24 protein-coding genes and 1 pseudogene are annotated in these 23,925 nt (G+C 65.1%); 8 read left to right on the forward strand and 17 right to left on the reverse strand.

All coding sequences use genetic code 11. From position 1 onward, the window contains the following. Positions 1-5: 5 nt before the first annotated feature. The gene (locus tag HMPREF3067_RS04565) at positions 6-764 is read left to right on the forward strand and encodes a decaprenylphospho-beta-D-erythro-pentofuranosid-2-ulose 2-reductase (RefSeq protein WP_070768545.1); all 759 of its coding nucleotides are present in this window, start codon (positions 6-8) and stop codon (positions 762-764) included. Here the strand turns inward: HMPREF3067_RS04565 and HMPREF3067_RS04570 are convergent. Next, positions 761-1,096: a hypothetical protein gene (locus HMPREF3067_RS04570; RefSeq protein ID WP_141759325.1), complete on the reverse strand. Its 336-nt coding sequence runs from the start codon at positions 1,094-1,096 to the stop codon at positions 761-763. The two genes, HMPREF3067_RS04565 and HMPREF3067_RS04570, sit on opposite strands and share 4 nt — an antisense overlap. Before the next feature lie 150 nt (positions 1,097-1,246). Here HMPREF3067_RS04570 and HMPREF3067_RS04575 point away from each other — a divergent pair, with 150 nt between their 5' ends. Together HMPREF3067_RS04575 and HMPREF3067_RS04580 are read left to right on the forward strand one after the other, a co-directional pair. After that, on the forward strand, positions 1,247-3,229 hold the full coding sequence (locus tag HMPREF3067_RS04575) for a galactan 5-O-arabinofuranosyltransferase (protein ID WP_070768547.1): 1,983 nt from the start codon (positions 1,247-1,249) through the stop codon (positions 3,227-3,229). 58 nt (positions 3,230-3,287) lie between these two features. Further along, complete coding sequence (locus HMPREF3067_RS04580; RefSeq protein WP_070768548.1) at positions 3,288-6,746, forward strand: arabinosyltransferase domain-containing protein; 3,459 nt, start codon at positions 3,288-3,290, stop codon at positions 6,744-6,746. A gap of 213 nt (positions 6,747-6,959) precedes the next feature. Here the strand turns inward: HMPREF3067_RS04580 and HMPREF3067_RS04585 are convergent, their stop codons facing one another. From HMPREF3067_RS04585 to betA, 11 genes are all read right to left on the reverse strand, one after another. Then, a complete protein-coding gene (locus HMPREF3067_RS04585) occupies positions 6,960-7,862 on the reverse strand; it encodes an alpha/beta hydrolase (RefSeq protein ID WP_070768549.1) in 903 nt (300 codons plus the stop codon). A gap of 2 nt (positions 7,863-7,864) precedes the next feature. Beyond that, a complete protein-coding gene (locus HMPREF3067_RS04590) occupies positions 7,865-9,799 on the reverse strand; it encodes a M13 family metallopeptidase (RefSeq protein WP_070768550.1) in 1,935 nt (644 codons plus the stop codon). 60 nt (positions 9,800-9,859) lie between these two features. Further along, on the reverse strand, positions 9,860-10,177 hold the full coding sequence (locus HMPREF3067_RS04595) for a DMT family transporter (RefSeq protein WP_070768551.1): 318 nt from the start codon (positions 10,175-10,177) through the stop codon (positions 9,860-9,862). After that, positions 10,174-10,530 carry a DMT family transporter gene (locus HMPREF3067_RS04600; RefSeq protein ID WP_070768552.1) on the reverse strand — a complete coding sequence of 119 codons (357 nt, stop codon included), beginning with the start codon at positions 10,528-10,530 and terminating at the stop codon, positions 10,174-10,176. The genes HMPREF3067_RS04595 and HMPREF3067_RS04600 overlap by 4 nt, the downstream gene beginning before the upstream one ends. A gap of 4 nt (positions 10,531-10,534) precedes the next feature. Further along, positions 10,535-10,831, reverse strand: a complete 297-nt coding sequence (locus HMPREF3067_RS10950) for an MGMT family protein (protein ID WP_083319135.1) — start codon at positions 10,829-10,831, stop codon at positions 10,535-10,537. Then, positions 10,832-11,647: a VOC family protein gene (locus HMPREF3067_RS04605; RefSeq protein WP_070768553.1), complete on the reverse strand. Its 816-nt coding sequence runs from the start codon at positions 11,645-11,647 to the stop codon at positions 10,832-10,834. Further along, positions 11,648-11,938, reverse strand: coding sequence for an RNA-binding S4 domain-containing protein (locus tag HMPREF3067_RS04610; RefSeq protein ID WP_070768554.1), 291 nt, complete (start codon positions 11,936-11,938; stop codon positions 11,648-11,650). A 10-nt stretch (positions 11,939-11,948) separates the two neighbouring features. Continuing rightward, entirely contained in the window at positions 11,949-12,278 is a 330-nt protein-coding gene (locus tag HMPREF3067_RS04615; RefSeq protein ID WP_070768555.1) for a YbjQ family protein, read from the reverse strand. A gap of 4 nt (positions 12,279-12,282) precedes the next feature. After that, complete coding sequence (locus HMPREF3067_RS04620) at positions 12,283-12,960, reverse strand: LysE family translocator (protein ID WP_070768556.1); 678 nt, start codon at positions 12,958-12,960, stop codon at positions 12,283-12,285. Between the two features lie 148 nt (positions 12,961-13,108). After that, positions 13,109-13,747, reverse strand: a complete 639-nt coding sequence (locus HMPREF3067_RS04625) for a LysE family translocator (protein ID WP_070768557.1) — start codon at positions 13,745-13,747, stop codon at positions 13,109-13,111. Between the two features lie 108 nt (positions 13,748-13,855). Beyond that, positions 13,856-15,625 carry a choline dehydrogenase gene (betA, locus tag HMPREF3067_RS04630; RefSeq protein ID WP_070768558.1) on the reverse strand — a complete coding sequence of 590 codons (1,770 nt, stop codon included), beginning with the start codon at positions 15,623-15,625 and terminating at the stop codon, positions 13,856-13,858. Between the two features lie 323 nt (positions 15,626-15,948). On the opposite strand from betA, the gene betT reads away from it, so the two are divergent. After that, a complete protein-coding gene (gene betT, locus HMPREF3067_RS04635; RefSeq protein ID WP_070768559.1) occupies positions 15,949-18,171 on the forward strand; it encodes a choline BCCT transporter BetT in 2,223 nt (740 codons plus the stop codon). Between the two features lie 92 nt (positions 18,172-18,263). Further along, positions 18,264-19,844: an aldehyde dehydrogenase family protein gene (locus HMPREF3067_RS04640; protein ID WP_070768560.1), complete on the forward strand. Its 1,581-nt coding sequence runs from the start codon at positions 18,264-18,266 to the stop codon at positions 19,842-19,844. Positions 19,845-19,854: 10 nt separating this feature from the next. Here HMPREF3067_RS04640 and HMPREF3067_RS04645 read toward each other — a convergent pair whose 3' ends face one another. Beyond that, entirely contained in the window at positions 19,855-20,580 is a 726-nt protein-coding gene (locus HMPREF3067_RS04645) for an SDR family oxidoreductase (RefSeq protein ID WP_070768561.1), read from the reverse strand. 58 nt (positions 20,581-20,638) lie between these two features. On the opposite strand from HMPREF3067_RS04645, the gene HMPREF3067_RS04650 reads away from it, so the two are divergent. Beyond that, entirely contained in the window at positions 20,639-21,091 is a 453-nt protein-coding gene (locus tag HMPREF3067_RS04650) for a hypothetical protein (protein WP_070768562.1), read from the forward strand. Further along, positions 21,088-21,399, forward strand: a complete 312-nt coding sequence (locus HMPREF3067_RS04655) for a transcriptional regulator (protein WP_070768563.1) — start codon at positions 21,088-21,090, stop codon at positions 21,397-21,399. Before HMPREF3067_RS04650 ends, HMPREF3067_RS04655 begins: the two co-directional genes overlap by 4 nt. Here HMPREF3067_RS04655 and HMPREF3067_RS04660 read toward each other — a convergent pair. From HMPREF3067_RS04660 to HMPREF3067_RS04675, 4 genes and pseudogenes are all read right to left on the reverse strand, one after another. After that, positions 21,396-21,581 carry a hypothetical protein gene (locus tag HMPREF3067_RS04660; protein WP_246819237.1) on the reverse strand — a complete coding sequence of 62 codons (186 nt, stop codon included), beginning with the start codon at positions 21,579-21,581 and terminating at the stop codon, positions 21,396-21,398. The genes HMPREF3067_RS04655 and HMPREF3067_RS04660 overlap by 4 nt on opposite strands. Before the next feature lie 20 nt (positions 21,582-21,601). Continuing rightward, positions 21,602-22,186, reverse strand: coding sequence for a chromosome partitioning protein ParB (locus HMPREF3067_RS04665; RefSeq protein WP_246819238.1), 585 nt, complete (start codon positions 22,184-22,186; stop codon positions 21,602-21,604). A gap of 212 nt (positions 22,187-22,398) precedes the next feature. Beyond that, positions 22,399-22,949 (reverse strand): annotated as a pseudogene (locus tag HMPREF3067_RS04670) (NADPH-dependent FMN reductase). A gap of 45 nt (positions 22,950-22,994) precedes the next feature. Further along, entirely contained in the window at positions 22,995-23,672 is a 678-nt protein-coding gene (locus tag HMPREF3067_RS04675; protein WP_070768565.1) for an alpha-ketoglutarate-dependent dioxygenase AlkB, read from the reverse strand. 51 nt (positions 23,673-23,723) lie between these two features. On the opposite strand from HMPREF3067_RS04675, the gene HMPREF3067_RS11485 reads away from it, so the two are divergent. After that, positions 23,724-23,924, forward strand: a complete 201-nt coding sequence (locus tag HMPREF3067_RS11485) for an LbetaH domain-containing protein (protein WP_070768566.1) — start codon at positions 23,724-23,726, stop codon at positions 23,922-23,924. Position 23,925: the final 1 nt, after the last annotated feature.

Consider the following 23,925-nt stretch of genomic DNA (forward strand, 5'->3'; position numbering starts at 1 on the left):
CACTCATGCTTAACGCAGTAGGCCAAGCACAACACATTCTCCTTCTCGGCGGCACCAGCGAAATCGGCCTGGGCATCGTCGAAGAATTCCTGGACCGCGGCCCGGCCAAGGTCACCCTGGCGGCCCGCCCGGGCTCCCAGCACCTGGAGGCCGCCCGCGCTCAGCTGGCCCACAAGGGCGCGGACGTGGAGGTCATCGAATTCGACGCCACCGATTTCGATTCCCACCCGGCGGTTATCGATGCCGCCTTCGCCCGCGGCGACGTCGACGTCGCCATCGTTTCCTTCGGCACCCTGGGCGATCAGGAACAGCTGTGGCAGGACCAGGCCAAGGCCGTGGCTTCTGCCCAGGTCAACTACACCGCGCCGGTCTCCGTCGGCGTGCTGTTGGGCCAGCGGCTCAAGGCGCAGGGCCACGGCACCATCGTGGCGCTGTCCTCGGTGGCCGGCATGCGCGTGCGCCGCTCCAACTTCGTCTACGGCGCCTCCAAGGCCGGCCTGGACGGCTTCTACGTCAACCTAGGCGAGGCCCTGCGCGGCGACGGCGTGAACGTGCTGGTGGTCCGCCCCGGCCAGGTCCGCACCCGCATGTCCGCCGAAGCTGGCGATGCCCCGCTGACCGTCAACGTCTCCGACGTCGCGAAGGACACCGTGCAGGCGGTCCTCGACGACAAGCAGGCCATCTTCGTCCACCCGCTGTTCAAGTACGTGAGCTTGGCCTTCAAGTTCATCCCGCAGACGGTTTTCCGGAAGCTGCCGTTCTAAATCGGTTCGCCGGTTGAGTCGTAGGCCCCGGAGCTTTCGTTCCGGGGCAGCTGGCGGCACTCCTGCTGCTCGGCATCGCCGAAACGACTGACGTAGAGGCCCGCGTCGCGCTGGGCCTCTTTTTCTATCTCGCCGTTGCCAACCACCGAGCCCACAACGCGCGTGTCCCCGGCCGCTCCCGGGCCTTCCACCGCGCATTCGACGGTCACTCCCACCTTCTGGGCGGGCACCGACTCCGACTCATCTTCGCCAAAGGACTGACCGACCACGGGGACGGCGATAGCCACCGCCGCGACCGCGCCCGCCGCTGCGACTGCGTATCCTCGCTTCATAGTCCTTCCCTAGTTCTGACCACGGTATCCGCGAATCACCGTACCTAAGATCCCTGGCGCTGTATAGCGACATCCGCAACCTCGGCCAGTATCCCCGTTCGCAGCGTGCGCTATGAGGAACGAGCCGCGCCATATGAGAAACTAGAGAGCATGTCCACTGAGTCCACCGTGACAACTCCTTCCGCACCTGCCTTAGCCCGTCCGCTGTCCCAGTTCGGCGATCACCGCGATGAGCTCGGCCGTGGGCCGGCGCTGCTGGCCATCCTGCTCGCCGCGCTGGGCGGCGGGCTGGTCACCCTGGCAGGCTGGGTAGTCTTCCGCTCGGTGTCCCTGCCGGCGTTTTCGACCTCGATGGTCACGCGCGCGCTGGCCACGGTAGGTATTGTCGCCACGCTGGTGGTGGTAGGTGTCCTGCTGTTTTTCTGGATCCGGGACGAGCACTCGGCCGGCCCGCGCCCGCGCTGGCGCGCCTGGCTGACCACCGTCGTGTCCTACCTTTCCCCGGCACTGCTGGTGCTGTCCTCCATCGGCTTGCCGCTGTCGGCCAGCCGCCTGTGGCTGGACGGCATCCAGGTCGACCAGGTCTTCCGCACGCAGTTCCTGACGCGGATGGCGGATTCCGCCACGCACGCGGACATGAACTACCTAGATCTGCCCACCTTCTACCCGATGGGCTGGTTCTGGCTGGGCGGGCGCCTGGCCAACGTGCTGGGTATTCCCGGCTGGGAGGTCTTCCAGCCCTGGGCGCTAATCTCCCTGGCCCTGTGCGGGTGCCTCCTGGTGCCGCTGTGGCAGCGCCTGGTCGGTTCCCTGCCCGTAGCCACCGCTATCGCGCTGACCACCACGGCGGTGACGCTCACCATCGGCGCCGAGGAGCCCTACTCCGCCGTCATCGCGATGGGCGTTCCGGCGGCGGCCTTCCTGTGCTCCCGGGCCTTCCACGGCTCCTGGCTGTCCACGCTGGGCCTGGCACTCTTCCTGGGCGCTTCGGCCTCCTTCTACACCCTATTCACCGGCGCGATCTCCCTGACCGTGGTCAGCTTCGTGGCCATCATTACCGCGGTGCTGGAGCGTCGCTGGGAGCCCATCGTGCGCCTAGTCTGCATCGGCGTCGGCTCGCTGGCCCTGGCCGCCATCTGCTGGGGCCCGTACGTCCTCGGCGTGCTGCGCTCCGATGTCCCCATCAACTCCACCGCGCAGCACTACCTGCCGGAAGAGGGCACGCAGATCCCGGTGCCCTTCCTGGCCCCGACCATCATCGGGCTGCTCTGCCTCATCGGCCTGGTGTACCTGTTCCTGCGCCAGAGCAACCGCGATATCCGGACCCTGGGCTGGGCGCTCGGCGGCGCCTACCTGTGGATCGCGGCATCGATGGTGCTGACCCTGCTGGGCAGCACGCTGCTCGGCTTCCGCCTGGAAATCCTCGTGGTCCTCATCATGGCCACCGCCGGCATCCTGGCGCTGGCCGAGCTGCGCATGCACGGCATCGATAAGCTCTGGCCGCAAGGCTTTAGCCCCGCCACCAACCGCCGCATCACCGCCGCGTTCATGGCCGTGTTAGTGCTGGGCGGGGTCTTTTACGCCCAGCGCATTCCCGAGGAAAACGAGTCCGCCATTGATCACGCCTACACGGACACCGACGGCTACGGCGAGCGCGCCGACCGCTACACCAGCGACTCCTCCGGCCACTACCAGGAGATCCAGCGTTTCCTGGAGGACCACGGGGTAGTACCCAACGAATCCGTAATGCTAACCGACGAAAAGCTGTTCATGGCCTACCACCCCTACTGGGGCTTTAACGCCTTCACCTCGCACTACGCCAACCCGCTGAGCCAGTTCGACGCCCGCAACAAGCAGATCGAGACCTGGGCCAACGACTCCTGGGACCAGACCCCGGAGGAGTTCCTCGACGCCCTAGACTCGGCCCCCTGGCGCGGGCCGGACGCCATGCTCTTCCGCGGCAGCCTGGAAGACTCCGCCGACGGCTTCAAGACCCACCTGGCCGAAGATATCTACCCGAACCAGCCGAACGTGCGCTACCGGGCCGTCTTCTTCGACTCCGCGGTCTTCGACGAGGCGCACTGGGCGATGGAACAGATCGGCCCCTTCGTGGTCGCCGTCCGCACGGATTAGTCGGCGGAAGGTATGCCGCGACATGGAGTTTTAGCCGCAGTGCCGTAAACTATTCGCCGTGTCAGATAGCCTCGCACCTCCGTATACGCCAGCCGAACCCACCAGCCACGGCTCCCCCGCCCCCGGGTGGCTCCGTCTTAGCGCCATCGTGGCGGGCCTGGTGGGCTTCGTGCTGTTTATCGCCACACCGCTGCTCCCGGTCAACCAGGTCCAGTCCTCGTTCAGCTGGCCCAGCGACGACTCGCTGAACTCGGTCAACGCGCCGCTCATTTCCTTGGCGCCGGAACAGCTGGAGGCCGACATCCCGGTCTCCGCTATCGACCAACTGCGCGAGGGACAGACCCAGCTCTTCGGCACGCTGCCGGCCTCCTCCAAGGAGGCCACCGACCGCGGTCTCTTCGTCAACGCGGGCGATTTCGGCCTGTCGGTCAGCTCCCTGAACGAGGTCGTGCTCTCCCTGACCCCGGATCAGATGGAGCGCCTGGACGACAAGGACGTCATCCATATCTCCTCGACCGAGGACGAGACCACCGTTGAAGTGGGCCCGTTCTCCCAGTCGATCGATGACGACGACCTGCGCCCGCAGATCACCGGCGCCTACTCCGAGATCGAAGACACCCCGGAAAACCTCGCCCAGCTGCGCGCGGACGGGCTTGACGTCCAGGTCGAGATCAACTCGCGGTTTACCTCTTCGCCCACCCTGTTAAAGTCGCTGGCAATGTGGGGCGGCCTAGCGATGGTACTGGTTAGCCTGTTCACGCTGTGGCGCATCGACCGCTTGGATGGCAAGCGCCCGGGCTTCATGCCGGAGTCCTGGAAGAAGATCCGCCCGCTGGACGGCGTGGTCGCCGCGGTGCTGATCTTCTGGCATATCTTCGGCGCCAACACCTCCGACGACGGCTTCATCCTGACCATGGGGCGGGTCTCGGAGAACGCGGACTACATGGCCAACTACTACCGCTGGTACGGCGTGCCGGAATCACCGTTCGGTTCCCCGTACTACGACCTGGTGGCCTTCCTGTCCCAGATTTCCGCGACCTCGGTCTTCATGCGCCTGCCCGCGCTGGTCTCCGCGTTTCTCATCTGGTTCATCCTCTCGCGCGAGCTGCTCCCCCGCTTCGGCGAGCTGATTGACTCGCGCCGCGTGGCCCACTGGACTGCGGCGTTGATGTTCCTGGCCTTCTGGCTGCCGTACAACAACGGTGTCCGCCCGGAACCGGTCATCGCGCTCGGCGTAATTTTCACCTGGGCCTCCTTCGAGCGCGCCATCGCCACGCGCCGCCTGCTGCCCGCGGCCGTGGGCACCATCGCCGCCACACTGACCCTGGGCGCGGGCCCGACCGGCCTGTTCGCCGTCGGCGTGTTCCTGGTTTGCCTGCCGCAGCTGTTCAAGATCATGCGCGAGCGCCTGCCGCTGCTGGGCGGCGGAGCCACCGGCTGGCTGAGCATGATCGCTCCCTTCCTGGCCTCCGGTACGGCGATCTTCGTGGCCGTCTTTGGCGACCAAACCCTGGCCGCGGTGATGGAGTCCATCCGCGTGCGCTCCGAGGTCGGCCCGGCGCTGCCGTGGTACTCCGAGTACGTGCGCTACTCCACGCTGTTCCAGCAGTCCGTGGACGGCTCCATGACCCGCCGCTTCGCCATGTTCACCATGCTGTTTAGCCTGGTGCTCATCATCTACGCCTACATCAAGGACCACCGCGTGGCGGGCGCGCCGCAGGACATCACCCGGCGCCTGTTGCTCATCGTGGCCATGTCCATGTTCTTCCTGCTGTTCACCCCGACAAAGTGGACCCACCACTTCGGCATCTACGCCGGGGTAGCCGGCGTAATCGCCGCGCTCGGCGCGGTGGTCTTGTCCCAGATCGCGCTGAAGTCGCCGCGGGCGAGGACCTTCTCCCTGGCCGCTGTGGTTATCCTGCTCGCCTTCTCCACCGCCGGCTGGAACGCCTGGTGGTACGTCTCCTCCTTCGGCGTGCCGTGGTGGGACCGCACCATCCAGTTCCGGGCCATCGAGGCCAACACCGTGTTGCTGGCCATCGGGCTGATCCTCTTAGGGATCGGCATCTGGCAGTCCTTCCGCCACAACTCGCGCAAAGCGAAAGCCGAGGCCGCCGGCGCCACCGACGAATTCGAGCGCCAGGAGGCCGCCCGGGTGTCCCGTTGGGCCGGCGTCATGTCCGCGCCTATCGCGCTGGCCTGCGCGTTCATGGTGGGCATCTCCGTGGCCTCCTTCGCCAAGGCCTATGTCGACCAGTACCCGGCCTACAGCGTGGGCAAGGGCAACACCCAGGCCCTGGCGGGCAAGACCTGCTCGCTGTCGGATGAAGCCATGATCGAGACCAATACCAACGACGCCTTCCTCGCCCCGATGGACGGCGACTTGGGTGACTCCTTGACCGATCCGGACAAGGACAACTACGGCTTCGACCCCAACGGCATCCCGGAGGATATCGAGCCGGAGGCGCAAAACTCCGCGTCGGTCGGCGCCATCGGTGACTCCGGCTCGGCCGGTTCCGCCACCTCCGGCGGCAACCGTTCCGCCGGCGGGGACGTCTCCGACTCGGACGCTACCGGTTCCGACGACTCCGAGGACTCCAGCCGCAAGGACTCCGCCAGCAAGGCGGCCGAGGAATCCGGCGCCTCCGAGGGCGGCTCCCGCGACACCACGGGCGTCAACGGCTCGGTCAAGCACCTGCCGTTCAACTTCGACTACAACCAGGTGCCGGTCTTAGGCTCCTACAACGAGGGCCAGAACTCGACCGCGAAGCTAACCACCAAGTGGTTTAACCTGCCGGAGGAGAAGGAAAACTCCCCGCTGATCACCGTCGGCGTGGCCGGCAAGATCCACCACCACGACGTCAACGGCGTGGAGCAGGAGGGCATGGACGTTACCCTCGAATACGGCACCGCGGACGAGGCCGGGCGTGTCTCCAACACCGGCGAGATTGAGATGATGGACGTCGGCGCCACCCCGAAGTGGCGTAACCTGCGTTACCCGCTGGCCGACATCCCGGACGAGGCCAACGTCGTGCGCATCGTCGCCGTGGACGACTCCACCAACGAGGACGACTGGGTCGCCGTGACCCCGCCCCGCGTGCCGGAGCTGACCAGCATAACCTCGCGCTTCGACAGCTCCCGCCCAGCCCTGCTGGACTGGTCCACCGCTTTGCAGTTCCCCTGCCAGCGCACCTTCGACCACTACGCCGGCGTGACCGAGATTCCGGAATTCCGGATCCTGCCGGACGCTCCGGCGCAGACCTCCCTGACCGACTTCCAGTCCTTCAGCGGCGGCGGCGCCATGTCCACCTCGGAGGCCGTGAACTACTCCTACGAAATCCCCAGCTACCTCAACGATGATTGGGACCGCGACTGGGGCTCCATCTACAAGTACGAGTTACGCACCAACTCCGCGGGCATCGCCCCGGATAAGGCCAACATCAATCTGGAAGACATCACCCGTTCCGGCTGGTGGAAGAACTCCGAGATGAACGTCCGCCCCGAGGGCGAAGAATAACCCTCCGCACCCGCGTCAGCTAAATCCCCGGCTGAGGCGGGTTATTTCTTTAAACGCTTGGTCAACGAGCAAGCGCCAGCGCAGCAGAAGGGTCACCATGGACGATAAGTCCCGCATCTACCGGGCGTTCGTCATCCCGGACAACGCGAAGCAGGTGAAACTCTATGGCCGGACCATGGATGTCGCACCTGCTACCCAGGAAAGCTAATTCCGTTAGCTCACCCGGCGGAGAAACTCCGCCACGTCACGGATGCGCTGGCGCATGACGGTCGGGGTCTGGAAGCGGTGCCGGCCGGCGTAGTCCCGGGTGGTGATGTGGCTGCCCTTAACGTCCGGGTGGGCGGCGACCTCGTCCTGCCGGGCGAGCTGGAGGAAGGTTGACGGCCAGCTCTCCTGCTCGGGGAGCTCATGTCCTGCGCGGAGCTCGTCCGGCAGGGCCGCCAGGGCGCCGAAGTCCGGGAAGGTGAGCACGAAGGCATCGGCAAGCGGGGCGGCGAGTGCGGCCAGTGCGGCGCCGGAGGAATAGCCCCAGACCACGACCTTGTTCGCGCCCTGGGCGCGGCAGTACTCGATGGCTTTGGCTACCGCCTCGAGCATCTGCCCGACCGTGTGTTGCGGCGCCAGGGGGTAGTCCAGGTCCACGGCGCGAGCCCCGCTCAGCCCGACCGCGGCGGCGACCTCTGGGCGCCACTGCATTTCCAGGGCGCTACCGGAACCGCGCCACCAGCCGCCCGAGTGCAGGCTGACCACCCAGGTGCCCGAATGCTCGGTCTCCTGCGTGGAGGAGAACTGGCAGGCGGGGAGCTTGGGCAGGTCGGTCTGCTCCACGTCGCGGGTAAAAGCCACGCCCGGCAGGCTGTGATCCACCCCGGTGCCCAGGACCATCATGGCCGCGTGGGTGACGCGGTCGGGCAGCTGGGCGCAGTAGTTGTCCGCCGGGGCCGGATCCCCCGCCCCGCCCTTCCACGGCGGGGTGAAGTCCGGCAGCTCGTAGTGGGCGTCGATATAGGAGGCCAGCTGCTCGAGCTGCGCGTCGTCGTCCAGCTGCCGGTTCTGGCCGCCGATGAACCATTCTTGGCCCTCGTCTAGGGGGCGCGCGTTATCCGGAGTGCTCATAACTACCAGATGGTCACGCGCTGCTCGGGGGCGACGTAAACCGGGGAATCGGCCGGGACGTCGAAAGCTTCGTAGAGCTCCGCGACGTTGGCGGCGATCAGGTTACAGCGGAACTCCGCCGGGGAGTGCGGGTCGATGGCCAGGTACTGGGTGGCCATCTCCGGGCGGATGGCGGTGCGCCAGACGCGGGCCCAGGCCAGGAACAGGCGCTGCAAACCGGAGTAGTTCTGCTCGTAGAGCTCCGGCTCGGCGCCGTCGACCTCAAAGGGGGCGAGGTTCTGATGCGGATCGATGCCCTTGTCGCGGCAGTAGTTTTGGTACGCCACCACGGCGATGCCCAGGCCGCCCAGGTCGCCGATGTTCTCACCCAGGGTGAACTTGCCGTTGACGCCGGAGGACTCGATCCCGTTGTCCTTCAGCACCGTGGGCACCTGGCCGTCGAACTGCTCCACCAGCTTGGCGGTGAGCTTCTCAAACGCGGCGCGGTCCTCATCCGTCCACCAGGAGTTCAGGTTACCCAGGCCGTCGTACTGCGAGCCCTGGTCGTCGAAGCCGTGGCCGATCTCGTGGCCGATGACCGCGCCGATAGCGCCGAAGTTCTCCGCGGCGTCCGCCTCCGGGTTGTAGAACGGTGGGCGCAGGATGGCCGCCGGGAAGGTGATGTCGTTGACCACCGGGTTGTAGAAAGCGTTAACGGTCTGCGGAGTGGTGACCCACTCGTCGCGGTCGGCCGGCTTGCCCACCTTGGACAGCTCGTAGTCGTGGGAGAAGGCCGCGCCGCGTCGCGCGTTGTCCACCAGGTCGGCGCCCGCAGGGCTAAAGCTTAAGTCCCCGTAGTCGCGCCAGGTATCCGGGTAGCCGATCTTCGCCTTGAACTGGCCCAGCTTCTCCAGCGCCCGCTCGCGAGTGGCCGGGGTCATCCACTCCAGGGTGCTAATCCGCTCGCGGTAGGCGGCGATGAGGTAGTCCACCAGCTCGTCCATCTCCCGCTTGGACGACGCCGGGAAGTGCTTGTCCACGAAGGCACGGCCGATCTCCTGGCCCACGAAGCTCTCCGCCAGGCCGACCGCGCGCTTCCAGCGGTCACGCTGCTGGGTAGCCCCGGACAGGCGAGTGCCGTAGAACTCGAAGTTCTTCGCCCCCACCTTCTCCGGCAGCAGGGCGGCACGAGAGAGCAGGATGTGCCAGGTGGCCCACAGCTGCCAGTCGGCGATCCGGTCCTCGGTAAACAGTCCGGCCAGGTGGTCGAAGTAGGACGGCATCATGGAGACCACGCGGCCGTCCTTGATCCCCCCGGCACGCACGATGGTCTGCGCCACCCGGGGCACGTCCTTCAGCTCGACCGGGTTGTAGGTCTCCACCGCGTTGCGAGTGGCGACCACGTCCCAGTGGCCGGCGGCAATGTCGGTCTCCAGCTGCACCACGCGCTGCGCGGCGACCTCCGCGCCGAGGCCGAAGAGGCGGGCCGGATCCAAAAAGCCCAGCATCTGGGCCACGTGCTCGGTATAGGCGCGCAGGGTGTCCGCATGCGCCTCCTCGCGGTAGTAGGCCTCGTCCGGCAGGCCCAGGCCCGACTGGATGAGGTAAGGGACGGCGTCCTCGGAGCCGGAATCCTTTTCCACCCAGAAGGTCACCGGGGCGCCCACACCCTCGCGCTCGAGCTGGCCCAGGACTTCCGCCAGGGCGTCCATATCCTCGACGGCCAGGCGGTCTAGGTCCTTATCCAGCGGGGCGAGGCCGGCGCCGTTGACGCCGTCGACGTCCATGAAGGAGGCGTAAAGCGCGCCCGGGCGGGAGTCGTCGCTTTGCACGATCTCGTGCACCATCTCCTCGGCCTCATCGCGCAGGCCGTGGAACGTGCCGTCCACGCCGCGATCGTCCGGGATGACGTGTGCGCCAAGCCAAGGTCCATTGACAAACTGGTAAAGGTCTTTCATACCCACCCAGCTTAGGCGAGTTAACAGACTAGCGACGACCCCACCGGCGCCACCGTCTAATTAAGCCCCCATCTCCACCAGCAGCACCCCGCCGATAATCAGCGCCACGCCCAGGGATTTCAGCCAAGTGAAGGGCTCTTTGAAAAAGAGGAAAGACAGCACCGCCGTCAGCGCTACGCCCACTGCGGACCAGATCCCGTAGGCCACGCCTAAGGCCATTCCTTCCAGCAGGGCCAGGGACAAAAAGGCGTAGGCCGCGACATAGCCGGCCAAAACGGCCATCAGCCACCAGCGCCCGCCGCGCACCGCGGACATCCGCAGGCTCATCGTGCCGGCGACCTCGCAGAGGACCGCGAGAATGATATACGTCCAGGTCATGCCGGATCCACCTCCACGGGGGACGCCTTCGGCCGCGGCTTAGCGCCCATCTCCACGCAGGCGACGCCGGTCACGATGAGCGCCATGCCAATCATCTTCAACCAGGTCAGCGTCTCCCCGAACAACACCGCCGACAACGCGGCGGTGGCCACTACCCCGCCGGCGGCCCACATGCCGTAGGCCACCCCAATGGCCATGCCCAGCTTGAGGACCCTATGCAGCAGTGCAAAGGCCGCCGCGTAGCCGGCCACCACCACCGCGTAGACCCACGGATGATCCAGGGCGATCTTCAGCCCTAAGGTGGCGACCACTTCGCTGGCGATGGCCAGCAGGAGGAAAAACCCAGCGCGCAAACACTCAACTCCTTTGCCAGATGTGCTTTAACTCTTCGGCGGCAATACCGCACTGCCGCATATCCACTCTACCTGCGGAAAAAGCAATTCCTTCCGCCTGCCAGTGGCCCCGCGCGCGTTCCGGATCGTGGCAGGTACCGTCGGCTCGCACAACCCGCCACCACGGTAGATCCGCGCCATGCCGACTCATAAACCAACCGACATACCAGGCGCCGACGCCGGCAACCTTGCCCACCTCGCCGTAGGAGGTGACGTTGCCGGCCGGGATGGCCGCGCAGACGCTGCGGACCGTCTCTTTCACTTAGCCGCCGAGGTTGAGCACGTCGTCGGACTCGCGGGGCTCCTCCTCCGGCGCCGGCGGGGTCTCAACCAGGGTGACCGTCGCGCCGGTGGCATCGGCCAGCAGACACATGCGGCCGAACGGGGACTCCTCGGCCGGCCGGATGACCTCGCCGCCGTGGGCCTGTGCCTGCTCTATCGCGGCGTTGAGGTCCGCGACTCCCAGGAAGGTCTGCCAGAAGCTATTGACCTGGTCGGGGAACTGGCCTTGGGCGTTCCAGAAGCCGGCGAAGGCCGCGCCCTCGGCCTCCGCGGTGGCGTATTCGATCTCCCCTGCGCGGCCCGGGCTGGTGCGCAGCTCCCAGTCGAAGAGCTCGCCGTAGAAGTCGAGCGCCTGGGGGAAATCCCGGGTGACGCTCAGCTCGTGCCAGACCGCGCAGCCGGGCTCGCCGCCGGCGGTAAAGCTGGTGGGGGCCGTCGGCTGGATAAGCCCAAAGAGGCCGCCGGCCGGATCCACTAGTAGCGCCATCTGGCCGCGTTCGATGGGGCGCGGATCCGCCATCACCTTGCCGCCGAGGCGCTCCGCGCGCTCGCAGTCGGCCGCGATATCCGCGGACAGGAAATGCGTGACCCAGGTATCGGGGTTCTGGGCGCCTTCTGGCTGCGGGATAAACCCGCCGATGGGCAGCCCCTTGACGGTCACGGTCTGATAGCCGCCCGGCGCGCCCTCGATGTCCCAGCCCAGCACGGCTCGGTAAAACTCCGCCGAGGCCGGCTGGTCTGCGGTGGTCAAGTCGATCCAGAAGGGCAGGCCTACCTCGGCCTCGAATGCTGGCATCTACAAGTTCCTCCACATCTCGGGGTCAAAATCATCATCGGCCGTGGCCTCGTCGAAGAAGTCGTCCTCGTCGCCGGCCTCCCCCACCACGAAGACAGCGTCGGCGACGCGGACACGGTCGCCGGGCACGATCTTCTCGCCGCGCGTCTGGCACACCGACTCATTAACGGTGACCTCGCCGGCCGCGATGAGCTCCTTGGCCTCGCCGCCGGTGGCCACTGCGCTGGCGAGCTTAAGGAACTGGCCAATCTTGATGGACTCGCCCGCAATGGGCACTAGAATTTCCGCCATGCGGACCAGTCTACCGCTGGGGTTTCAGCGTCACCGCGGTGCCCGAGGCCGTGACCATCAGCATGTTGTTGGACGTGCCCAGCACCGTGTAGTCGAAGGCGATGCCGATCACCGCGTCCGCGCCCAGCTCCTGGCCGCGGTTCCACAGCTCATTCAGGGCGGACTCGCGGGCCCGCACGGCCTCTTCCTCGTAGCCGGCGGAACGCCCGCCGGTGATGTTGCGGATGCCCGCGCCGAAGTCCTTCAAGAAATTGATGCCGGAAACCGTCTCGCCGGCGATGACGCGCAGGTACGTGTCGATCTCGCGGCCTTCTACTGTGTTCGTCGTGGTGAAAATCATGCCTTTAGGCTACCCCGATTGCCCCGCGCACACCTTCGTAGAGGATGAACCCGGCCAGCAGCAGGAAGACCACCCCGGAGAAGAGATCCACCCACGAGGAGTGGCGCGACATCCAGCGCGAAAACGCCCGCACGGTCAGCGCGACGGCTCCGAAAAGCACCAGGGACTCGCCCACCAGCAACACCACCAGCAGCGCCGACCAGCCCAGGCTCATGCCCGGCTCTAGAAAATTCGAGAAAACCGCGCCGAAGAAGATGACGACCTTAGGGTTCGACAGATCGCAGATAAAGCCCATGCGATAGGCCTTGCCGGCGGTGATCCACACCCGCGGCGCCGAGTCCGGGTTTTGCTCTTGGAAGGTCTCGGTCTGCACCACGCGGGCGGGCACACGGCGCTGCGCCAGCCCAGATTTGATGGCGCTGTAGGCCATCCACAGCAGATAGGTACCTCCCAGCAGCTGGAGCGTGATGAGAATCCCCGGGTGCGAATCAATCAGGGCGGACAGACCCGCCAGCGAGGCCACCACCCAGAGCAAAAGACCAGTAGAGCTGCCCAGGGCCGCCCACAGCCCGGCCCGGGTGGAGCGGGAGCCCAGCCGGATGATCTGGATGACGTCGGGCCCGGGCGAGGCCATGGCCACCAGCCACACCCCCATCAGCGTGAGCACAGAGACTAAAGACACGCGCACCTCCTGTAGAAACGACTGCAAGGCCGCGACCGCAAACCGGGACCTTGATTGAGCTCTCTTTGGCTCCGCAAAGGGCGGAGTTGATACCGCAACCGAAGGTACGCGTCATCCCACCTAGTGGGAAACAGGTTTGTGCACTGGGCTAATTAACCAGGCCCATGACCCCTTCCACCAGCATGACAAGCCCGAAGATGGTGAAGATGATGCCGGCGACGATGTCCAGCCAGTTGCCGTGCCGGGCCAACCAGCGCGCGGCCGTGCGAACGACGAGGGAAAAGCCGCCGAACCAAGCAAAAGAAATGGCCAGCAGGATGAGCCCCACCGCCACGGTCCACAGCGCAGACATGCCCGGGGAAAGGAACTGGGCGAAGACGGCGCCGAAAAACACCAGGGCCTTCGGGTTGGACAGATTGGTCATCAGCCCCAGGCGGTAGGCCTTGCCCGCGGTGAGCACCCCCTGGACGCGCTCGGGCTGCGCGGCCTCCGGCTGGCTTGTGCGCAGCCCGCCGCGCAGGGAACTAAGCCCCATGTAGATAAGCACCCCGCCGCTGATAACCTGCAAGCCGCTGAGCAGCTCCGGCCGGGCAGCAATCAGCGCGGACAGGCCCGCCAGGGAGGCCGCCAGCCACACGCCCGTGCCGGTAGCGATCCCGGCCGCGCACAAAAGGCCCGCCCGGCGCGAGCGCGGCGCAGTGCGGATCACCTGCACCACGTCGGGGCCCGGGGTCACCAGCAGGACTAGCCACACGCCGATGAGCGTCAGCAGGGAGGCCATGCTCATGGAGGTTTCTACCTTTCGAAGTATTCAAGGGGCAGTCATTTAAAAAAACCGCCACACTGCCGGGGTGGCAGGTGACGGGTTTAATGTACACGGAGCGTTTCCGTGGGTTTACCAGGCGCCCTCGATGGCGTCCTTGTGGTCACGGACCTTCTCGCCTTCGGCGTAGAGCGGCATGTCCTCGCCGGCCTTGTACCAGGAGGTGTACTCCGGCTCCAGCGGGGTGCGGCCGGCAATCAAGTCGGCGGCCTTCTCGCCCACCATCATCGTCGGGGCGTAGATGTTGCCGTTGGTGACGTTCGGGAAGACACCGGCGTCGGCGATGTAGAGGCCTTCGATGCCCCAGACCTGCATGGTCTCCGGGTCGACGACAGCCATCTCGTCGTCCTTGGACCCCATCTTGGTGGTGCAGGACGGGTGCAGCGCGGTCTCGCCGTCGTTGCGAACCCACTCCAGGATGTCCTCATCGGATTGGACGTCGGGGCCCGGGCTGAACTCACGAGCACCGACTTCCTCCATGGCCTTGGTGTCCAGCAGGGAGCGGGCCACACGCACGGCCTCAACCCATTCGCGGCGATCCTGGTCGGTACGTAGGTAGTTGAACAGGATCTCCGGCTTGTCGTGGATGTCGGCGCTCTTAATGCGCACATAACCCTTGGTGTCGGAGAACATCGGGCCCACGTGCCACTGGAAGCCGTGCTTGACGTCGGCCTTCTGGCCATCGTAGCGCACTGCCATCGGCAGGAAGTGGAACATCAAGTTCGGGTACGCTTCCTTGTCGTTGGAGCGCACGAAGCCGCCGGCCTCGAAGTGGGAAGTGCCGACCGGGCCCTTCTTGGTCAGCAGCCACTCCAGGCCCATGAACGGCCAGCGCCACTTGTCCAGGTACGGCTGGGAGGAATCCGTGTTGTTGGTCAACTCGTACTGGATGTAGACCTCGAGGTGGTCCTGCAGGTTCTCGCCCACGCCCGGCAGGTGCTTGACGACCTCGATGCCGTGGGACTCCAGCAGCTCGCGGTCGCCGATGCCGGAGACCTGCAGCAGCTGCGGGGTGTTGATGGCGCCGGCGGACAGCACGATCTTCTTGGCGTAGACGCGGTGGACGCCGCCTTCCCACTCGTATTCCACGCCGATGGCCTTCTGGCCGTCGAAGAGGACCTTGGTGGTGAAGGCGTGGGTGCGGATCTCCAGGTTCTTGCGCTGCTTGTTCGGGTGCAGGTAAGCCCGGGCTGCGGACCAGCGCTTGCCGTGGCGGATGTTGCGGTCGAACGGCGCGAAGCCCTCCTGGCGATAGCCGTTGACGTCGTTGGTCAGGTTGTAGCCCGCCTCTTGGACGGACTTGAACAGGGCCTGGAACAGCGAGTTGGTGGCCGGACCGCGGGACAGGTAGAGCGGGCCGTTGTGGCCGCGGCGCGGATCGTTCGGGTCGGCGCCGGTGGTGGTCTCCATCTTCTTGAAGTACGGCAGGCAGTGGGCGAAGTCCCAGTGCTCCATGCCCGGGTTGTCGGCCCACTTCTCGTAGTCCTTGGGGTTACCGCGCTGGAAAATCATGCCGTTGATGGACGAGGAACCGCCCAGCAGCTTGCCGCGGGCGTGGTAGACGCGGCGGCCGTTCATCTCCGGCTCCGGCTCGGACTCGTACATCCAGTCGTAGTGCTTGGCGCCGATCGGGAAAGAGAACGCCGACGGCATGTGGACGAACAGGTCCCATAGGGAGTCGTTGCGGCCGGCTTCCAGGACCAGCACGCGGGTTTCGGGATCTTCAGTCAGTCGAGCAGCGACCACGGAGCCGGCGGAGCCGCCGCCGACAACAACCACGTCGCTTACTTCGTCAGTTACCTTCTTCGAGTTATTCTTAGTCACCTTGTCTAATAGACCCATACGGAAAGCACTTCCTTTCTTCGCGGTGTTCAGAAATGCATATTATGCAATCGATGCATGGACAAATATGCACCATTCCGCTCCTACTTGCATAACGAGCCTACCTGAGAAGCTTGCAATTTGCCCAGAATAGGATAAGTTTGACATGTTCCGTAACGGTTTTCCGATAGTGGCCCTACCCCTGCTCACCCTAGATGCACTCGGGTTTTTGCGCCGTTTCGAATATATGAGTCAAATATGTTTGAGCGTTTAGCCTTAAGCCCGTCTATGTCCGTTTGGAGTCCGTGTGGGCAGGGGTATTAACAACTTCAGAGGAGTGATCCATGGCGAATTTCGATCCACACGATCCTGAATCGCCCAAACCTGCTAACGCCGAGCCTTCCTCAGAGGGTAAGGCGCGCACCAAACGTCGATCGCGCTACCAAGTCCGCGCCCTGGTCGGCAGCTACAAGGCGGAGACCGGCTCCGATGTCGGCGCCGACGAGGTCGATCCGCCCAAGACGAACTGGCCCGTCTTCACCGTCTCCAGTGTGCTGATCATCGCGATGGCGCTCTACGCCGGCCTGGGCCGCGAACACGCCGCCAACACCCTGGCCAACGTCACCGGCTGGATCAGCACCAACCTCGGCTGGTTCTACATCCTGACCGCGACCATCGCGGTCGTTTTCGTCCTCTACATCGCGATGTCCAGTTCCGGCAATATCCGCATGGGCCCGGATCACTCGCGCCCGAAGTTCAACACCTTCACGTGGGCCTCCATGCTCTTTGCAGCCGGCATCGGCGTCGACCTGATGTTCTTCGCCGTGGCCGAGCCGGTGACCATGTACCTGGCCCCGCCCACCGGCGAGCCGGAGACCATGGAGGCGGCCAAGGAGGCTGTCGTCTACGCCATGTTCCACTACGGCCTGACCGGCTGGGCACTCTACGCCCTAATGGGCATGGCCTTCGGCTACTTCGCCTACCGCCTGAATATGCCGCTGGCCATCCGCTCGGCGCTGTACCCGCTCATTGGTAAGCGCGTCCACGGCCCCGTCGGCGACGCCGTCGATGTCGCCGCCATGCTGGGCACCGTCTTCGGCGTAACCGCCTCCCTGGGCATCGGCGTGGTGCAGCTGTCCTACGGCATCCACCTCATCTTCGATATCGATCAGGGCCTGGGACTGCAGTCCGCCCTCATCGTCATCGCGATTGCCATCGCTACCCTGTCCGCCGTCTCCGGCGTGGACAAGGGCATCCGCTTCCTGTCCGAGCTCAACGTCTTCCTGGCCATCGCACTGATGATCTACATCGTGGTCTTCGGCAAGACGGCCTACCTCTTCGACGCCATCGTGATGAACGTGGGCGACTACGTCTCCAAATTCCCGTCCTGGACCATGGACACCATGGCGTTTACGGATGATCCGGCCGCCACCTCCGAGTGGATGCAGTCCTGGACCCTGTTCTTCTGGGCCTGGTGGATCGCCTGGGCCACCTTCGTGGGCCTGTTCCTGGCACGCATCTCCCGCGGGCGCACCCTGCGCCAGTTCATCTTCGGCACCCTGACCTTCCCGTTCCTGTTCATCCTGATGTGGATGTCCTTCTTCGGCAACACCGCCCTGGACATGGTGCGCTCAGGTGATTACCCCGAATTCGCCGAGAACGCGGTCAACATCCCAGAGCAGGGCTTCTATGACATGCTGCAGGAGTTCCCGGCCTCGGGCTTCATCATCCTGCTGACCACGGGCATCGGCCTGCTGCTGTATATCACCTCGGCCGACTCCGGCGCGCTGGTGATGTCGAACTTCACCTCGAAGATCACCGACAGCCGCCAGGACGGCACCCGCTGGCTGCGCATCTTCTGGTCCATCGCCGTAGGCCTGCTGACCCTGGCCCTGTTACAGATCGACGGCATCGCCACGGTGCAGTCCGCCACCGTGGTCATGGGCCTGCCCTTCGCCGTGGTCATTTATCTGGTGATGTTCTCGCTGTGGAAGTCGCTGCGCCTAGAAAACGTGCAGAAGGAGGCGCGCACCACCGCGCTGCACGGCGTCATCTCCGGCCGCACCGACCGGATCGCCGCCGACGACAACAGCTGGAAGCAGCGCCTAGATCGTGCCAATACCTACCCGACCAAGCAGGACATAGACACCTATATGCGGGACACCGCCGAGTTCGCCCTGGAAAAGGTCGCGGTCCAGATGCGCCAGCGCGGCTACGACGCCATCCTGCTCACCAGTGAGCTGCCCGATCTGGAACTGCCCCAGCTAGACCTACAGGTCACACTGCACAACGAGCGCAAGTTCCGCTACCAGCTCTTCCCCGTAGCCTCCGAGTGCCCGGAGTTCTTGGCCGGCGATCAGAAGGAATACTTCCGCCTGGAGGTCTACGATCTCACCGGCTCGTTGGGCTACGACGTCTACGGCTACAGCGAGAACCAGCTCATCAACAACGTGCTGGATCTCTACGAACGCCACCTGGCCTTCCTGCACATGCAGTCTGAACGCCCAGGTGACTCCGATGTTTCCGACGGAGCAGAGCCCGAGCGGATCTGGCGCGAGGATAATTAGTTCTGGTAGACCGGAAAGCGGAACCGAACAAATTCCCTGTTTGAATACGAATGCCGACGCCTATTAAAGCGCCGACAAGAAAGGATGCTTTGTTGAGCACCCAGAACGCACTGTTTGATCCTTCTACGACGGAGCTCCTCTCCGGCGTCCACACGGGCGACGGTCCGAAGTCCCTATTCATCGATGGCCAGTGGGAGGCCGCCGCTGAGGGCGGTACCCGCACCATCACCTGCCCGGCCGACGGCACCGTGGTCGCCGAGGTCTCCGAAGCCACCGACGAGGACACGATCCGCGCTATCAAGGTCGCCCGCCGCACCTTCGATGCCGGCACGTGGTCCTCCGTGCCAGCCATCGAGCGCGGCAAGCTGCTGCTGCGCGTGGCCCAGGCCATCCGCGACAACCAGGAGCTTTTCGCCAAAGCAGAATCCGCCGACACCGGCAAGCGCCTGGAAGAGTCCATGGGCGACATGGAAGACATCGCCGGCGCCTTCGATTACTTCGGCACCCTAGCTTCCCACCAGGCCGGCCGCGTGGTCGACCCGGCGGACCCGAACGTGCGCTCCCGCATCGACGCCGAGCCGGTCGGCGTCTGCGGCCTGATCACCCCGTGGAACTACCCGCTGCTGCAGGTGTCCTGGAAGGTCGCCCCGGCCATCGCCGCTGGTAACACCTTCGTCCTCAAGCAGGCGGAACTGACCCCGCACACCGCCATGCTGCTCATGGCCGTGCTGCGCGATGCCGGCCTGCCGGACGGCGTGGCCAACCTGATCACCGGCGCCGGCGCCAACTGCGGTAACCCGCTGTCCCAGCACCCGGACGTGGACATGGTCTCCTTCACCGGCGGCCTGGTCACCGGCAAGCTGATCGCCAAGAACGCCGCGGAGACCGTCAAGCGCACCGCGCTGGAGCTGGGTGGCAAGAACCCGAACGTCGTCTTCGCCGACGCGGACTTCGACGCCGCCGTGGACAACGCCCTCAACGCCGCGTTCTTCCACTCCGGCCAGGTCTGCTCCGCGGGCTCCCGCCTGATCGTGGAAGAATCCATCCACGACAAGTTCATCGAGGCCTTGGTCGAGCGCACCAACAACATCAAGATCGGCGGCCCGACGGACGACAAGGCCGAGACCGGCCCGCTGATCTCCGCCGAGCACCGCGACAAGATTGCCAAGTACGTGGACCACGCCCGCGAGCAGGGCGCCTCCATCCTCACCGGCGGCCGCGCGTCCACCAGCGAGGACACCAACGGCCAGCACGGCACCGGCAACACGGACCTGGGCGCCGGCATCTACTACCTGCCGACCATCATCGATGACACCACCCGGGAGATGGACTGCGTCCACGACGAGGCCTTCGGCCCGACCGTGACGGTGGAGACCTTCACCACGCAGGAGGAGGCCATCGAGATCGCCAACGACACCGAGTACGGCCTGGCCGGCGCAGTGTGGACCACGGATGCGGGCAAGGCCGAGCAAGTCACCCGCGGCCTGCGCCACGGCACCATCTGGATCAACGACTTCCACCCGTACCTGCCGCAGGCCGAGTGGGGCGGCTACAAGCAGTCTGGCAACGGCCGCGAGCTGGGCCCGACGGGTCTGGAAGAATACCAGGAGCACAAGCACGTCTACCAGAACCTGACCCCGGCCGTTTCCGGCCAGTTCGGTCTGCAGAAGTAAGCTGTAAGTTCTAGCTCTGGGTGCGCGGCTTGACCGTCATTACGTCGATGTTGACGTGGGCGGGCAGAGACGCCACCCAGCGCACCGCCTCCGCGATGTCCTCGGCGGCGAGGTTGAGCTGGCCGTCGTAGACCTTAGCGGCGCGCTCCTCGTCGCCGCTGAAGCGGACGAGCGAGAAATCGGTGGCCACGCGGCCCGGGTCGATCTCCGTGGTGCGAATGTTGTGGTTTTCCAGTCGCAGCGCCCGGGAGATCACCCGCACGCCGTGCTTGGCGCTGTTGTAGCCGGAGCCGCCTTCGTAGACGCCCCAGCCGGCTACCGAACCCATGTTGATGACAAGCCCCGAGTTATCCGGGGCTTGTTCTAGTTTCGGCACCAGCGCCTGCAGCATGCGTACCGTGCCCAGCACGTTCACGTCATACATCCACTGCCAGTCCTCGATTTTGGTGTCGACTAGTGGCTCTAGGCCCTTGGCGCCGCCAGCGTTGTTGACCAGCAGGTCCACCCGGTCCACCTGCGCGGCAAGCGCATCCACGGATTCCTGGCTGGCAACATCCAGCTCAATGGCGGTGCCGCCGATCTCTTCCGCAAGGGCGTCCAGCCGGTCCTTGCGCCGCGCCGCCACGATCACGTGCCAGCCGTCGGCGGCCAGCGCCCGCGCGCTCGCGGCGCCAATCCCGGAGGAGGCGCCCGTCACGATTGCTACTTTCTTGTTACCTACGTCATTCTTAGCCATGCCTCGCAGTGTAGCAAAGCCCTTGCTTTCCGGTACGGAAAGTGTCATACTTTCCACTGTGGAAAACAATGAGAAGAAGCAGGCCACCGAGGCTCTATCCTTTAACGAGACCCTCGCCAAGAAACATACCTCCCTGGTCCCGCCCTGGGTCGCTTTTTGCCTGGCGTTGACCTACCTGGCAGCCTTCTTACTCATGGCGTTTAAGTCCCACCCTTGGTGGGCGCTCCTCATCGTCGCTGCCGTTATCCTCGTCGCCGCCTTCCTCATGCCCCGGCGCTACCCGCGGGTGCGTCAGTCTTACCGCCAGGATCCCTTCGCCGCGCCCTCCGCGGACAAGCGCTACTGGCTGGGATTTTTCTGCCTCTACTGGCCGATGTCCGCTTTCATCTTCGCCCATGAACTGCCGGCCTGGGCAGTGCTGCCCCTTGGCTTCCTAGCCTTTGCCAGCGTGTGGTGGGCCCTGGGTAGTGGTGCTTTAGATCTCAGCTCCCGGGAGCGGAATCATTCATGAACGGCCAGCTCGATCCGGTCATCCACCCGCTCAACCGGTTTAAAATCTGCGCCGTCCTCAACGCCTACGGCGCGACCGAGGGAGAAGTCAAGCAAGAGATGGAGTTTTCCTCGCTTGCCCGGGAGGTGGGCTTAAGCCCGTCCACGCTCTCCAAGCAGCTCAGCGCCCTACAGGAGGCAGAATACATCAGCCGCTTCCGCGAATACGGCTCCACGCGCGGCAAAGACACGGTGTGGGTAAGCCTCACCGCGCGTGGTCGCGCTGCCTTTCACGAGCACCTGGCGGCACTCAGAGACATCGCTGGCTAGTGGGCGCGGAAAGAATAGCTACCCGTCAGCCCGTTGTGGATCTCCACGGAATAGCTCTGCCCGTTAGCCTCGGCGCCCTCCACGAGGGAGTCCAGCTCCTGCGCGTTGTAGTAGCGGCTTAGGCCCAGGTACAGCAGCAGCAGCAGAAACAGTCCCACCACGACGATCGCGGCAACCACCATGGGGGCGTTTCGAGTTGTTTCTACTTCTGGCATTCGAAGCGGTAGCCTCCTTCATTCTTAGCTGCTCCGGAATCGGTGGTACCCTCCACGCCGGCGGAATCGCGGCTGTCAACCACCGGGTTGCCACCGTTCTGGTAGCACTGGTTAATCAGGTTCTGCTTTTCTGCATGGGTAGTGTACATCGAGTAGAAGATCAATCCGCCACCGGTGAGAATACCCAAGATGGCCACGCCTCCCCAGATGATGGCGGGCGCGATCCGGAAGGAGACCCCGGAGTTGTCGCTATCCGAGTCACGCATCTCGTCCGGCTCGTAGCCGTTGTCGATCAGCACCTGGTCGATCTGCTCGTCGGTCAGATCCGCCAGGCCAGCCTCTACCTGATCAACCTCTTCGGCGGTGACGCGGTCGTGATCGATCTTGCCTTCATCGAGCCGGATCTCGTCCTCCCCGGCGTCGTAGTACATTGCTTCGGCCAGCACCAACGGGCCCTGGATGTTGGAATCCAGCTCGTTGGCCTGCGCTGCCGGGGCAGCAGCGCCGGTGGTCACCATTGCGGCAGCCAGCGCGCTGGCGATGCCCTTCTTCGGGTTGAACGGGAAGGTCACGGAAAGTCCTTTCTACTCAAAAAATAACGGTGCACTGGGCCAGCGAATGCCGTGGGCATCGCCGACCGCAGCCACCGTAACAAGCAGTCAGGCACCCCGCAGCGCGGCTGCCAGCGGCTTTCTCGTGCCGGGGGTGAATCCGCAACCTTTGATGTACCAACAAAGCCTATATTTAGGTTTTATAAAAACGAAGCAATACTCCGCTGGGGGTGTTATTTACCCAGCGCATCCTCCAGCTCGGCCAGGATGTTGTCCATGCGCTCGGCCTTGTCCTCGTCCGGGGTGAACTCGCCGTCGGTGAAGTCGGAGAAGAGGGAGACCTCCAGCTGGTTGCGCAGCTGGGCCATCTGGAAGTTGCTGACCACCAGGCGCCAGGCCTCGACCGCGCGGATGGCGCCGGAGGCGCCGTAGCCGACGAAGGCGACCGGCTTGCCGGCCCACTCCGCACCCAGGGAGTCGTAGGCGTTCTTGAAGGCACCCGGCACGGAGTGGTTGTACTCCGGGGTCACGAAGACGAAGGCATCGCAGGCATCGATAGCCTGGGACCACGCCTGCACGTTAGCGTCGTCGTACTGCTTGTTGGCCGCGCCCGGGACGGTGGCGGCGGTCAGCAGCGGAACATTGAAGGCGGCTAGGTCGATGAGCTCGTAGTCCACGCCCTGCTCGGCGCGATCGCGGGCGATACCCTCGACCCAGCGGCCGACGGCCTCCCCCCCCGGCGACCTTCGCGGATAGAGCCAATGATGATGCCGATCTTTGCCATTTCGGGCTTCCTTTCAGTTCAACGGTTAAGTGTTTCTAGCACAGCTTACCCGGAAAAGACCTGCCGCACCGTGACATTGATTCGGCCCTGCGCCAGCCCGCATCCCTCCGGCGCGGTGCCTGGGCGAACCTCGGGCACCCCGTGGAAAGCAAAACGCTTCGGGCCGCCGAAGACGATGAGATCCCCGGAGGCCAGCGTCACCTCGTCCCAGGGCCGGTTGCGGTTTTCCGTGCCGCCGATGCGAAACAGCGCCTCCTCCCCAATGGAAAAGGAGACGATGGGCGCGCGCGTGGACTCGTAGCGATCCTGGTGCATGCCCATCTTCGCGCCCGGCGGGTAATAATTCACCAGGGCCATGTCCGGCAAGTAGCTTTCCGCCCACGGGGCTAGCTCCCCGGCGAGGGCGGCGGCGCGACAGACGGCATCGATAGCCGCCTGCCGAAGAGCCCCTGGCAGGGCCGGGACGGTGTGGCCGAATTTCCGGTCCACGTAGCGGTAGCCGTCATAGTCGAAGTAATGCCCCAGGTTGAGCATGTGCACGCTCATACGCCCGCCGGAGGCCAGCTGCGGCCGCTGCATGCTAAAGGGCGTGCCGTTGGCCCGGCGCGCCAGATCCCGGAACCGCGCGACCCACGCGTGCTGCTCCGGCGTCGACCAGTAGCCCGGCACGTGCGCGACCCCGGGCGCGACCTTGGCCGCGGAGCGCTCCACCTCGAAAAGCATGCCACCCAGTCTGGCACAACCAGCGGCGCGATAGTGGGCACAATAGACAGCATGACGATTAAGGACAGCGAGGACAATCACGCGGTCTATGGCACTCGCGAGCGCATGGAATCCGGGCAGTGGCACCTGCCCGGCGGCGACGAGCTCCGCACGGAACAGCTGCACGACGCCGGCACCCTGGTCACCAAGGACGTGCCGGACAATTCCCTGGTGCTTGGCCTACCCGGGCGGGTCATGCGTAAGCTTGGATGAC

Origin of the sequence: Corynebacterium sp. HMSC04H06 (assembly GCF_001815935.1) — a bacterium.
GTDB lineage: Bacteria > Actinomycetota > Actinomycetes > Mycobacteriales > Mycobacteriaceae > Corynebacterium.

What these genes read in the sequence shown, in the direction of transcription:
- betT (WP_070768559.1), top strand. Translation starts at nt 15,949, where the DNA reads ATGGCGAATTTCGATCCACACGATCCTGAATCGCCCAAACCTGCTAAC.
- betA (WP_070768558.1), bottom strand. Translation starts at nt 15,625, where the DNA reads ATGGGTCTATTAGACAAGGTGACTAAGAATAACTCGAAGAAGGTAACT.
- HMPREF3067_RS04675 (WP_070768565.1), bottom strand. Translation starts at nt 23,672, where the DNA reads ATGCTTTTCGAGGTGGAGCGCTCCGCGGCCAAGGTCGCGCCCGGGGTC.
- HMPREF3067_RS04590 (WP_070768550.1), bottom strand. Translation starts at nt 9,799, where the DNA reads ATGAAAGACCTTTACCAGTTTGTCAATGGACCTTGGCTTGGCGCACAC.
- HMPREF3067_RS11485 (WP_070768566.1), top strand. Translation starts at nt 23,724, where the DNA reads ATGACGATTAAGGACAGCGAGGACAATCACGCGGTCTATGGCACTCGC.
- HMPREF3067_RS04575 (WP_070768547.1), top strand. Translation starts at nt 1,247, where the DNA reads ATGTCCACTGAGTCCACCGTGACAACTCCTTCCGCACCTGCCTTAGCC.
- HMPREF3067_RS04570 (WP_141759325.1), bottom strand. Translation starts at nt 1,096, where the DNA reads ATGAAGCGAGGATACGCAGTCGCAGCGGCGGGCGCGGTCGCGGCGGTG.
- HMPREF3067_RS04645 (WP_070768561.1), bottom strand. Translation starts at nt 20,580, where the DNA reads ATGGCTAAGAATGACGTAGGTAACAAGAAAGTAGCAATCGTGACGGGC.
- HMPREF3067_RS04585 (WP_070768549.1), bottom strand. Translation starts at nt 7,862, where the DNA reads ATGAGCACTCCGGATAACGCGCGCCCCCTAGACGAGGGCCAAGAATGG.
- HMPREF3067_RS04625 (WP_070768557.1), bottom strand. Translation starts at nt 13,747, where the DNA reads ATGAGCATGGCCTCCCTGCTGACGCTCATCGGCGTGTGGCTAGTCCTG.
- HMPREF3067_RS04595 (WP_070768551.1), bottom strand. Translation starts at nt 10,177, where the DNA reads ATGACCTGGACGTATATCATTCTCGCGGTCCTCTGCGAGGTCGCCGGC.
- HMPREF3067_RS04615 (WP_070768555.1), bottom strand. Translation starts at nt 12,278, where the DNA reads ATGATTTTCACCACGACGAACACAGTAGAAGGCCGCGAGATCGACACG.
- HMPREF3067_RS04660 (WP_246819237.1), bottom strand. Translation starts at nt 21,581, where the DNA reads ATGGTGGTTGCCGCGATCGTCGTGGTGGGACTGTTTCTGCTGCTGCTG.
- HMPREF3067_RS04605 (WP_070768553.1), bottom strand. Translation starts at nt 11,647, where the DNA reads ATGCCAGCATTCGAGGCCGAGGTAGGCCTGCCCTTCTGGATCGACTTG.
- HMPREF3067_RS04610 (WP_070768554.1), bottom strand. Translation starts at nt 11,938, where the DNA reads ATGGCGGAAATTCTAGTGCCCATTGCGGGCGAGTCCATCAAGATTGGC.
- HMPREF3067_RS04655 (WP_070768563.1), top strand. Translation starts at nt 21,088, where the DNA reads ATGAACGGCCAGCTCGATCCGGTCATCCACCCGCTCAACCGGTTTAAA.
- HMPREF3067_RS04565 (WP_070768545.1), top strand. Translation starts at nt 6, where the DNA reads ATGCTTAACGCAGTAGGCCAAGCACAACACATTCTCCTTCTCGGCGGC.